This window comes from Steroidobacter sp. (genome assembly GCF_016790065.1).
Lineage (GTDB): Bacteria > Pseudomonadota > Gammaproteobacteria > Steroidobacterales > Steroidobacteraceae > Steroidobacter.
The window spans coordinates 1-11,830 of the sequence record NZ_JAEUPY010000639.1; the positions used below are offsets into that span (position 1 = coordinate 1).

Genomic DNA, 11,830 nt, shown 5'->3' on the forward strand with positions numbered 1-11,830 from the left:
GGACACCAAGCTGACGTTGTTGGCGAGCCTGCAGCAGTCGAAGACCATGGGCGATCCAGGCAAGCCGTATGAAGGTACGGTGCTGCCCAATCCCAACGGCCGGATCCGCAACGATGTGTTCGTGGGCGAGCCGGGCTTCGACGATGTCGATTCAAAGGGGCGCACGCTCGGCTATCTGTTCGAACATCGCTTCAACGACACGTGGCAAGTGCGCCAGAACGTGATGTGGTTCGACTACGACGTCTATTACGCTGCGGTGGCCGTGTTCAACCACATGAGCGATGTGAGCACGCCGGCGCTGGCAAGGTTGGCGAATCGTTATGCCTACACTCGCGACGACACCGACAGCGGCTGGAGCATCGACAATCAGTTGCTGGGCAGCTGGAATTGGGGACGGTTCGAGCACACCTTCCTGGTCGGTGTCGACTACAGCGAACGTGAGTTCACCCGTGCGCAGCCGTTCACAGTGCTTGGCTCGTGGGATATCTACAACCCGGTGTACGGCCAGGCCATCACGTTGCCTCGTCCCAATCTTTCCGGCACCGACGGCAAGCAGATGGGCATCTACGCGCAGGATCACATCAAGTTCGATGAGCGCTGGATCGCGATGCTGGGTGGCCGCTGGGACGACGCCAAGAACGACGACAGCTCCAGATCGGCAAGCGGCGTCAGTCGCTCGACCCGAACCAAGCAGGATGCGTTCACCAAGCGCGTCGGCTTGATGTATCTGTCCGAGATCGGGCTGGCGCCGTACTTGAGCTACTCGGAATCCTTCCAGCCGCTGCAGGGCGCAGATTTCTCCGGCAGCGCGTTCGATCCCACCGAAGGCGTGCAGTACGAGGCCGGCATCAAGTTCGAGCCCAAGGGTCGCAACGCTGCGCTGACCATTGCAGCTTTCGAACTGACTCAGCAGAACGTGCTCACGCTCGATACCGCGCACCTCGGCTTTCAGGTGCAGACTGGCGAGATTCGTTCGCGGGGTATCGAGGTGGAAGGCCGTGTGGCCTTCGGTGAAAGTCTGGACGTAATTGCTTCTTACGGTTCCGCTGACGTCGAGATCACCAAGAGCAACAACGGCGACGTGGGTCGCAAGCCGCCTGCAGCGCCGGATAGCACCGCGTCGCTGTGGCTCGACTATCACCTGCGTGTTGGGCTCGGCGAAATGAGCTTGGGCGTTGGCGCTCGCTATGTGGGCCAATCGTTCGACCTGCCTAACACGGTCTCGATATCGCCGTACACGGACTACGATTTGTCCGCGCGTTACATCCTCGAGAACTGGCGTTTCGCGCTCAACGTCAAGAACCTGCAGGACAAGACATACGTGGCTTCGTGCGCCTACGCCTGTACCTACAGCGAGGCTCGCAACGTCACGGTTTCGGCTCAGTACAACTGGTAAGTCTCACCGGCCGCGCTACGCAACGTCGCGCGGCCGACTTTCCCATCGGGCCGGTTGGCCAGGACATCAATCCATGAAATCGATTCGCCGCACGCCTCGGGCGTTGCGAACTCTCTTTTGTTTGCTAGTTACATTGGTTGCGAGCAATGGCGCGCAAGCCAGCACGCAGCCGCAGCTCAAGGATTACGCCCGTTACATCGAGCAGGCCCGTGCTGACCTGGGCAACGTCGGCGTCGCTGTGGCGGTCGTGCACGGCGACCGCGTCGTGTTCGCGCAAGGATTCGGCGTCAAGGAATACGGTAAGGCCGACAAGGTCGGGCCCGATACGTTGTTCCAAATCGGCTCGACTACCAAGGCATTCACGCCGGCCACGCTCGCATTACTGGTCGATGCCGGCAAGCTTGGTTGGGACGATCCAGTGGTCAACTATTTGCCTGAGTTTCAGCTGCAGGATCCGTGGCTGACTCGACATCTAACCCTGCGCGACACGGTTACTCATCGCAGCGGCATTGCCGAGACGCCGTATTTCGTACTGGCCGCAATGAATAGCGACGAAGCCGTGCGCCAGCTGCGATACATCCCGGCCGAGGCCGAATTCCGCGACTCATATCGCTACAGCAATTTGATGTATGGCGTGGCTGGGCAGGTGGTCGGTGCAGTCTCTGGCATGCGCTGGCAGGACTTCATCAAGCAGCGCCTGCTACAGCCACTGCAGATGAATCGCAGCGGCGCCAGCCCTTACGATTTCTGGGACGCGAAGTACGTGGCGCCGACATTTCAAGGTACCGCTGCGATCGGCAGATACAGCCACACTGATGCTCGCGACGGCGACGTCGCCGTGCCTCACATCATGGATGAGCGCGGCACACCGAAGATGATCCCCTGGCAAAGCTACGACAACGCAGCCGGCGCCGGCTCGATCGTGTCCAGTGCCAACGACATGACTCATTGGATCATCATGAATCTCAACCAAGGACGCTTCGCCGGCCGGCAGATCCTGTCGCCCGAGGTCGTCAAGGAAATGCACCAGACTCAGAATCTGCGCGGCGGCGATTCGAGATTTCCTTTCGGGGAGACGTCGGAAGGTTACGCCATGGGCTGGAACAAAAGTCGGTATCACGAGCGCAGCCTGTTGACTCATGGCGGCGGCATCATCGGCTTTCCGGCGTTCGTAGCGTTGCTGCCAGAAGCCAAGATTGGCGTGGTTGTTCTGGCGAACAGTGAGCAAACAGTGGGAGGCGATAACCAGGCCCTGCGCAAAGCAATTGCGCTGCGTGCGATCGACGACTTACTGAACAAACCACAGCGCCAGTGGAGTCGCGAGTTCCTGGCGCGAGCCAAACAATCAGGGGCGGAGTTGCAAGAGCGCAAGGATGCAGCGCTGAAGTCACGATTGCAGAACGCGCCAGCGTCACTGCCGCTCGAGCAATACGTGGGTGACTATGCTGACCAGCGTCTTCACTCTGGACCGGTCAAGGTCAGGCTTGCGGACGGACAGCTCGAGCTGAGCTTTGCCGGCGCAGGCGCTTACTCCGCCACCCTGGAACACTGGCATCACGATGTGTTTCGACTACTGCAAAAGGGCCGTGACGAGTCTTGGAGCTTCGTCAATTTCTCGATCGATCCGTTGGGCAAGAGCGCTTCCTTGTCCATGTTCGACGGGACCTTCGATCGGCTGACCCAGGAGCAAACACGATGAGTATCGACACCAGCCGCAGAGAATTTATTCGCGGTGCCCTGGCGGCAGGCGTCGTAGCTGCGACGCCAACCGCGCTGGCAGCCAAGCCCGACTCGCTCGTGGTCAACGGATTGGATCCTTCCGTGATGACTCGCGAGTATCTGGACATGCTCAAGGCGGGCGGGGTGAATTGCTGGTATCCAAGCACGGGCAATCTGCTACGCGTGCAGACGTTCTGCGAGGAGAACAAGGATCGCGTCGCGCTGGCGCGCACCGTTCGTGAGATTCGCGATCTGCACACCCGAGGCAAGATGTCGATCATCTCCGGCTGGCAAGGCGCCGGGACGTTGGTCACCAAGGACGCCAGCGTCGAGCAGAACCTGCAGCGTACTTACGATCTGGGTCTGCGGATCTTAGGTCTTGCCTACAACCTGGCGAACGATTTCGGGGGCGGCTGTTTGGAGCCGGACAACGGTTTGACTCAGGCGGGTCGTCGTCTGGTGGAACACACTCACAAGCTTCGCATTATTCTCGACGTCGCCGGCCACACCGGTGAGAAGACGTCGTTCGACGCACTGGCCATGTCGAGCGGTGTACCGGTGATCTGCACTCACACTAACATCCGCGCGCTCAACGACAATCCTCGCTGCTCCACAGACAAACTGCTCGAAGCCATCGCCAAGACCGGCGGCGTGATCGGCATAACGGCGTTCAATGATTTCCATGCGCGCACTCGCCACGACGTCAACGTGTTGAGCACGCCGCAAGTGGGGCTGGAGCGTCATCTCGATCAGTACGATTACTTGAAGAAGCTGGTCGGTGTCGATCACATCGGGCTGGGCCCGGATTTCGTCGAAGGGCGCAATGGCACTGGCCCGGTGTTGCCGGAGAATCGAAAGGCTATTCCACCGGAAGCCTACAGTCAGATGCTGCCTTTCTTGTACGTCAAAGGTTTCGAGAACATCGCACAGCTGCCGAACGTGGCCGACGGTCTTCGTAAGCGTGGCTGGTCGGAGGCCGAGCTGCGCAAAGTCATGGGCGAGAACTGGCTGCGCGTTTACCAGACGGTTTGGGGAGCCTGACGAATGATGAGATCGATGCGGATGGCCAGGGGTGTGATGTGGGGTGTGGTCGCAGCGTGCTGGCCATTGTCCGCAGTCGCTGCGGATGAATGGGACGACATGCGTGCTTACATCCGCGCTGGTTTGACTGAACAGTCCGTACCGTCGATCGCTGTGGCGGTCGCTAAAGATGGCAAGATCCTTTGGGAACAGGGCTTCGGCTGGGCCGATCGTGAGCGGCGCATCGTAGCCACCGAGCACACACCATACTCGCTCGCCTCTATTTCCAAGCCGTTGACGACGACTGCATTGATGACGCTGGTGCAGGCCGGCAAGATCGATCTGGATCGGCCGATAAATGATTATCTAGGTGACGCCAAACTCGTCGCGCGTGTGGGCGACGCTGGCGATGCGACCGTGCGTCGCGTGGCCAACCACACATCGGGACTGCCGCTACACGTTCAGTTCTTTTACGCGGATGAGCCTTATGCACGGCCGTCGCCAGAGGAGACCATCCTTCGCTACGGCAATCTGGTGACCCGACCGGGCGAGACTTACGAATATTCCAACCTGGGGTTCGGCGTGCTCGACCATCTCATCGAGCGGGTCTCCGGCGAGTCTTATGCGCAGTTCATGCGTAGCCGCGTCTTCATGCCGCTGGGCATGACTCGTTCGTCCGTCGACATCGGTCCCGGGCTCGCGGCATTCGCGGCCACTCGTTACGACGCGACCGGCGCGCCGTTGCCGTTCTACGATTTCGATCATCCGGGCGCGTCTGCTGTGTTTGCGAGTGCCCACGATCTAGTCCGCTACGGCATGTTTCATCTCAAGGCGCATTTGCGCGACCAGCAGGGAATCCTGAGCGATGCGTCCATCGACGAAATGCACCGGCGCACCTCCGGCACTGAGGACGAGGGTTACGCTATCGGCTTCCAGACTGCTCGCCGCAATGGTTACCGGGTGGTGGGGCACACCGGCAGCATGGGCGGCGTGAACACACAGATGCAGCTGTTCCCCGATCAGCAGCTGGCCATCGTCGTGCTGAGCAATGGCCGTTCCTCGCTGCCGAAGACAACCTTCGAACAGCTGGCGCATAAACCTCTTCCGGGTTGGCCACGGCCGGCGAACCAAGCGGTGCAGCCGCAGCCCGCTTTCACCGCTGTCCCCGAACTGACCGGCACCTGGAAAGGAACGCTACATACCTACACTCGCGATCAGCCAGTGGCGATGACTTTTCAACCGGGTGGCGACATTCACGTGCGCATCGGTGAGCAACTCACGACGCTGGTCAACAGTGCAAGGTTCAAGGACGGCGTGCTGAACGGGGTGTTTGCCGCCCGGATCGGCACACCCGATACGGAGCGCTATGACTACACCGTCTTGTTGTCGTTGCGACTGCGCGGGCAGGTGCTCAACGGGTCGGCGACGGCCGTGAGCGTTCGCGATAAGGCACGCACCCATGCCGCCCTCGCGCACTGGTTGGAGCTGAGCAAGCAATAAATCGGCTCGGCGGGTGGCCATTTGCACCGTCTTCCTACACATATATAAGTAGGGAGGGGCCGCGGTGCTGGCCACGGGTAGTGTCAAACGCCGATAAGTCCACTGTTATCAACGAATTAGCCGTTCGGCATCGAACGGCTTTGCATCGCTTTCTAGCCTCCCGCCTGCGCAATGCCCTAACCGAGGTGCCGGATCTGGTTCAGGAAGTGTTCCTGCGGCTGTTGCGCGTCGACCGGCTCGACACCGTGCGTAGTCCCGAAGCCTATCTGTTCGGCATCGCCCGCCACGTCCTGCATCAGCATCGTAGCCAGACCGCGGCACTCCCGGAGACGGTGGATATCGCCGATGTGCTGGCCGAACTCGGCGATCTGCCGGCATCCGGACCGGAAGCGAAGATCGAGATGCAACAGCGGATCGAGTCGTTTCATCGCGCGCTGTCGCAGTTGCCTCCCAACGTTTATGCAACCCTGATTCTGAACCGTGTGGTGGGGCTGACGCTCGAAGAAGTGGCCGCTCGCCTCGGTGTCTCTCGCGGCATGACCAAGAAATATCTGGCCACGGCGCTGGAGCGGTGTCTGCAACGCGACCGCGAGGCGGAGTAGGGACACATCATGACCGCGAAAGAAGAGTATCCGCCCGTGTCGATTCAGGCCGAAGCCAGCGAATGGTTTGTGAACTTCCGCGAAGGCGATGTCGATGTCGCCGGACAATTGTTGTTCAGCGCCTGGTTGAAGAAGTCGCCCGAGCATATCCGTGCGTACATGGAAGTTGCGGCGCTCTGGAGCGACATTCCGCAATTGTCCGCGGATCTCGAAATCGATGCCGATGCCGTGGTCGCGTATGCGCGTAGTCAAGGCAATGTCTCATCGATCAGACCGAACTCGAACATGCGTGCTACGGAGGCGACACGAGCGCCGCGGCGCCGGTACTGGGCAGCGCTAGCTGCGTCGATTGCAGCGTGCTCGGTGCTACTGGTCTGGTGGCAACTTTCGCGCGCGCCGCTGTATGAGACCGGGATAGCGGAGCAACGGCTGATTACCCTAAGCGACGGTTCGACGGTGGAGTTGACCGCTCGCTCGCAAGTGCGTGTGCGCATGACGAAGTCAGAACGCCACATCGAGTTGCTCGCGGGGCAGGCTCTGTTCAGAGTTACCAAGGACGCGTCTCGTCCCTTCATCGTTGTCAGCGATGATGTGAGTGTTCGTGCGGTCGGTACACAGTTCGATGTCCATCGGCGCACCAGCGGAACAGTGGTCACCGTGCTCGAGGGACGGGTCGCGGTGGCATCCAACGCAGTTACTATGGTTTCGAGCGCACCCGCGACTGCGCCGGCGCCAGCATCGCTGTATCTCTCCGCCGGCGAACAGATCACGATGCCGGATGTTGGCGCAGGTGGTTCAGCGCCAGTCCTGCAGGCTCGTCACGTCGATCCCACGCAAATCGCGACATGGGCCGAGCGAACGCTCAACTTCGATAACGAAGCGCTTGCTGACGTGGTCGAAGAGTTCAATCGATACAATCAGCGACAGATCGTACTCGCGGATGATTCGTTGTCGAACCTGCGCATCAGCGGCGTCTTCTCGGCCAAGAAGCCGGCCTCACTACTGCGCTTTCTGGATGAGCAGATGCAGCTGCAGGTGGCAGCGGACGACACCGAAGTGCGGATCGAGCGGCGTCACCAATAATTTTTTTCATTCCCGGTGGCCATTCTTCCCTGCTTGAGACACATCCCTACAAAAGGCCTGCTGCATTTCGCGGCGGTCACCGAAAGCCTCGATAGAGGCAGGGGAGTGTCGATGCGCATCTCAGCTGTGGTGGCAGCCGTGCTGCTTAGTTTCGCGAGTGCTTCGAATTCTGCGGAAGCGCCGGCCATGGCGCGTCAGTCCACCGCCATTCCCGCTCAATCGCTGGACACGGCGCTGCGTGCACTGGCCAACGAACGCGGCTTTCATATCGTTTATTTGCCCGAAGTCGTCAATGCGCTGCGCACTCAAGGCGCGGCGGGTGTGCTCACGCGCGATGAAGCGCTGACACAAATCCTATCTGGCACCGGATTGACGTTCCGCTATCTGGACGACGATACGGTGACCATTACTCGTGAAGCCGCCGGTGCGCGCGCTGAACCTCAGCTCGAAGAAGTTATCGTGACCTCGCGCAAGTTCTGGCCCGAGTCCTCGAATGCGGCGGCCAAGTTTGAGCTGCCCATCGTTGAGACGCCGCAGGCGCTGACGGTGTTTACCGATGACCTGATGAAAGTGCTCAAGATCTCCGGCTCGGATCAGCTGGCTGCCTATACGCCGGGTTTGCAGACTGCAGGCTACGGCGATGGCACTGAAGTAGTCCTGCGGTCGCGTGGTTTTCCAGTGAGCCGTGAGCGCGGTTACAAGATCAACGGCATTACCGTCGACTCCGAGGCCGGCAGCGTCGACTACTCGGCGCTCGAACGTGTCGAAGTCATCCGCGGTCCGGCCTCAGTGCTGTACGGTGAGGTCGACTATGGCGCGACCATCAATACCGTGCTCAAGCAGCCGAGCAGAACGCCGGTGGCGAACGTGAGCCTCGAACTCGGTTCGTTTCATCACATGCGCAGCGAAGCCGATGTGGGCGGTGCGTTGAATGATTCGGGCAGCATTTCCGGTCGGCTCGCATTAGGAGCGGCGAACTCAGCCACCTTCATCCGCGACACCGATAACACGAGTTTTACCGTGGCGCCGGCTGTTCGCTTCGACGTAAGCGATGCGACCTACCTGCAGCTGCAGGCCTATTATTCGAGCTTCGAAGGTGGCTACACCGACGGTTTTACGCTGCTCGAAGACGGTTCGCTGCCTTCACCAGGCGTCAGCAATCACTACGGCGCCAGCTTCAACCACTCCAAGAAAGACATTCAGTTCTACTTCGCTGAACTCGGGCATGACTTCGGCAACGACTGGGAAGCCAAGGTGCGCGCGGCCTATTCAAAAGTCGTGTTGGAGGGCAAGGATTCGCTGATGTTCGGCCCGGCGACGTTGGAGGGCGATGCGTTTCTGTTCCCGTATCTGGAGAGCAAATCCAAACCCAGCTGGAGTGTGGAAGGTTCGCTGACCAAGAGCCTCACGCTCGGCGGGCGTCAGCAGACCTTCATGGTTTCTGGCGACTGGCAGCAGCAAAAGATCGAGCAAGCGACCTTCACCACTGATGAGTTCTACATCAAGAATCTGTTCGATGGCGAGCCGTTGCCGGTGTCGGACAGTATTTTCCAGTTCGTGCCGGGGCAATCGTTGGTGTCGGAGCAGCAGCTCTACGGCGTCACGGCGTTGGTTCATTTGCGACCAACCGACAAGCTGTCGATTCTCGCTGCCGGTCGTTGGAGTGGCGTGAAAGCCGACATCCGTGATAACCGCCCGATCATCGGGCGCGATTTCACGTTGTCAGGCTCGGACGATACGTTGCTGAAACGAGTGGGCGTTGTCTACTCATTCACACCTGCTCTGAACGCGTATGCGTCCTTCAGCGAAGGTGTGATCTTCAACGCGACGTTGCTCGGTGGCGATGGCCGGCCGGTAGCTCCCGAGCGGGGCGAGCAGTACGAGATCGGACTGAAAGGCGAGATCATCGGCGGAAAAGCCATGTACGCAGTGTCGGTGTTCACCATCGACCGGATCGACGCGGTCACCACCATCGATCCGAACCCGGATCGGCCGATCTACGCCAACATCGGCAGCCAGACTCACGAAGGCGTGGAGTTGGAGCTGATGGGACGCATCACCCCGTCGTGGAATCTGTTGGCCAACTACAGTTATTTGAATGTGGATATCGAGGAGTCCGCCAATCCTGCCGAGGTGGGTCACACGCCCTCTGAAGCGCCACGGCACTCGGCCTCGTTGTTTGCTACGCACGAAGTGTTGTCGGGCGCGCTGCAAGGCTTGTCGCTGGGCGGCGGTCTGGTCTATCGGAGCGAACGCGAAATAGATTCCGTCGGCACTTATCAGCTGCCGTCATACACGCGTCTGGATGCACGGATCGCGTATGCCTACAACGATCATGTGCTGTTCGAGGGCAACGCGGTGAATCTCACCAACGAGAAGATTTATTCCTCCTCGTATGGGGAGGGCGTGTTCGGTGTGCGGTACCTGGACGGGCGCGCATTCTACCTTCGCGGCACGTATCGATTCTGATCGGCGGTGCCGCTGTGAGAAGCAACTATCTCCGGGCAGTGTGCGCGCTGCTCTGCTGTGGCATGACGTCGATTGGCGTTGCGGATGAGTTCGATGGCGTGCGGGATTTCATTCGTGCGGGGCTGGTCAAGGAGTCGGTGCCTTCGATTGCAGTTGCCGTCGCGCGCGACGGGAAAGTGATTTGGGAGGAAGGCTTCGGTTGGGCGGATCGGGAACGGCGCATTCCGGCCACCGAACACACGATGTACTCGCTGGCGTCGATCTCCAAGCCCATGACCTCGACCGGGCTGATGAAGCTGGTAGAGGCCGGCAAGATCGAGCTCGATAAACCGTTGAATGACTATCTCGGCTTTGCAAAGCTGCAAGGGCGAGCTGGTGACGCTCACGAGGCGACCGTGCGCCGTGTGGCCAATCACACGGCAGGCCTGCCCATGCACTATCAGTTCTTCTATGAAGATGAGGCTCCAGTCCCTCCGTCCAAGGATGAGACCATTCTTCGGTATGGCTTTTTAGTAACGCAGCCGGGCGAGAGATTCCGGTACTCCAATATCGGCACGGGCCTGCTCAGCTACGTTGTCGAACGTGTTTCGGGTCAGCGCTACGCAGACTTCATGCGCCGTGAAGTCTTCATGCCGTTGGGCATGACGCGCACCTCGGTCGACATCGGGCCGGGACTCGAACCGTTCGCTGCGACCCGTTACGGCGCGGATGGACTGCCGATTCCGTTCTACGAGCTGGACACTCCCGGGGCCGGCGGAGTTTTCTCCAGTGCGCACGACTTGATCCGATTCGCACAGTTTCATTTGAAGACGCATCTGCGCGACCAGCGAGCAATCATCAGCGATGCATCGATCGATGAAATGCACCGACCCACGGTAAAGGGTGCGCTCACCGCCGACGATGGCTACGGCGTCGGTTTCTTCGTGGCGCGGGAGCACGGTTACCGGGTCGTGTCTCATGGCGGAGGCATGGCCGGCGTCTCCACCCAGATGTTGATCTTCCCCGATGAAAAGTTGGCCCTGCTGGCGCTCAGTAACGGGAATTCGAGTCTGTCGGGCGAGGTTTGCGAGCGCATCGCCGCCACCCAGTTACCGCGCTGGCGAGTGGAACGGCAGCCGACCCCGGCTCCCGTCGTCTCGACAACTCCCCAGCAAGTGTTGGGTGAGTGGCGCGGCCAGGTATCGACTTATGAACGTGAGCTTCCTGTCCAATTGAGGTTCTTGCCGGGTGGAGAGGTTCGCGCCACGGTGGCAGAGCAGGCGGAGGCGTTACTGAAGAATCCGCGCTGGGACGGTGTTGTTTTCACCGGGGAGTTCAACGCTCGCATTGGCACTGCCGATACCGAGCGATATCCGTACAAGGTCGAGCTGGAGCTGACTCTGCGAGGCGGCGTGTTGAATGGCGCGGCCAATGCCACCAGCCCGGTTGGCGGGCCCCGGGTACGAAACTCCTTGGCCCATTGGCTTGAACTCAAAAAAGACTGAAGCTTCCCGACCACAGGCGTATACCTTTTGATACGCCAAGCGCTCTACTCTCATTGAGTACAAGTGTGTCCGGAAGCTCCATTGGCCGCAGACAAGCAAGATTTCGTCGCCAGCATCGCTGCCAAGTATGGCGGGCGGCTGCGTCGATTTCTGAAGCTCAAGCTGTCCAACGCCTCCGATGTGCCCGATCTGGCGCAGGAAGTGTTCATGCGGCTGATGCGGCTACAGAACCACGACGACATCCGCAGCCCGGAGGCTTACCTGTTCACGGTGGCCAGCCATGTGGTTCACCAGCACTCGCAAAAGCGCGCAGCGGTGCCGGAGTCGGTCGACATCATGGACGTGTTCGTCGAGCTGCAACTGGCGTCCGGCGATGAGCCGTTCGAGAGGCTGACGGTTGCCGAACGAGTGGAGGAGCTGGAACGCGTTCTTGCTCAGCTGCCGCCGCATGTCGCCACGGCGCTGGTGTTGCATCGGCTGGTAGGCAAAACCATCGAGGAAATCGCCGCCGAACTCGGCGTTGCGGAGATCACCGTCAAAAAATATCTGGCCCGCGC

9 protein-coding genes are annotated in these 11,830 nt (G+C 60.1%); all 9 read left to right on the forward strand.

All coding sequences use genetic code 11. The features are described 5' to 3' along the window. Positions 1 to 1,396, forward strand: a 1,396-nt coding sequence (locus JNL55_RS26445; RefSeq protein WP_293861548.1) for a TonB-dependent siderophore receptor, incomplete at its 5' end; no start/stop codon positions are given. A 73-nt stretch (positions 1,397 to 1,469) separates the two neighbouring features. Then, positions 1,470 to 3,095: a serine hydrolase gene (locus JNL55_RS26450; protein ID WP_293861551.1), complete on the forward strand. Its 1,626-nt coding sequence runs from the start codon at positions 1,470 to 1,472 to the stop codon at positions 3,093 to 3,095. Beyond that, complete coding sequence (locus JNL55_RS26455) at positions 3,092 to 4,156, forward strand: dipeptidase (protein ID WP_293861554.1); 1,065 nt, start codon at positions 3,092 to 3,094, stop codon at positions 4,154 to 4,156. Before JNL55_RS26450 ends, JNL55_RS26455 begins: the two co-directional genes overlap by 4 nt. A gap of 15 nt (positions 4,157 to 4,171) precedes the next feature. Beyond that, entirely contained in the window at positions 4,172 to 5,635 is a 1,464-nt protein-coding gene (locus JNL55_RS26460) for a serine hydrolase domain-containing protein (RefSeq protein WP_293861557.1), read from the forward strand. 80 nt (positions 5,636 to 5,715) lie between these two features. Further along, positions 5,716 to 6,237, forward strand: a complete 522-nt coding sequence (locus JNL55_RS26465; protein WP_293861560.1) for an RNA polymerase sigma factor — start codon at positions 5,716 to 5,718, stop codon at positions 6,235 to 6,237. A gap of 9 nt (positions 6,238 to 6,246) precedes the next feature. Next, on the forward strand, positions 6,247 to 7,320 hold the full coding sequence (locus JNL55_RS26470) for a FecR family protein (RefSeq protein WP_293861563.1): 1,074 nt from the start codon (positions 6,247 to 6,249) through the stop codon (positions 7,318 to 7,320). A gap of 111 nt (positions 7,321 to 7,431) precedes the next feature. Then, positions 7,432 to 9,789, forward strand: a complete 2,358-nt coding sequence (locus tag JNL55_RS26475) for a TonB-dependent siderophore receptor (protein ID WP_293861566.1) — start codon at positions 7,432 to 7,434, stop codon at positions 9,787 to 9,789. A 62-nt stretch (positions 9,790 to 9,851) separates the two neighbouring features. Further along, positions 9,852 to 11,273 carry a serine hydrolase domain-containing protein gene (locus JNL55_RS26480; protein ID WP_293861569.1) on the forward strand — a complete coding sequence of 474 codons (1,422 nt, stop codon included), beginning with the start codon at positions 9,852 to 9,854 and terminating at the stop codon, positions 11,271 to 11,273. 81 nt (positions 11,274 to 11,354) lie between these two features. Then, positions 11,355 to 11,830 (forward strand): RNA polymerase sigma factor (locus tag JNL55_RS26485; protein WP_293861572.1); only part of this gene is annotated, 476 nt, incomplete at its 3' end.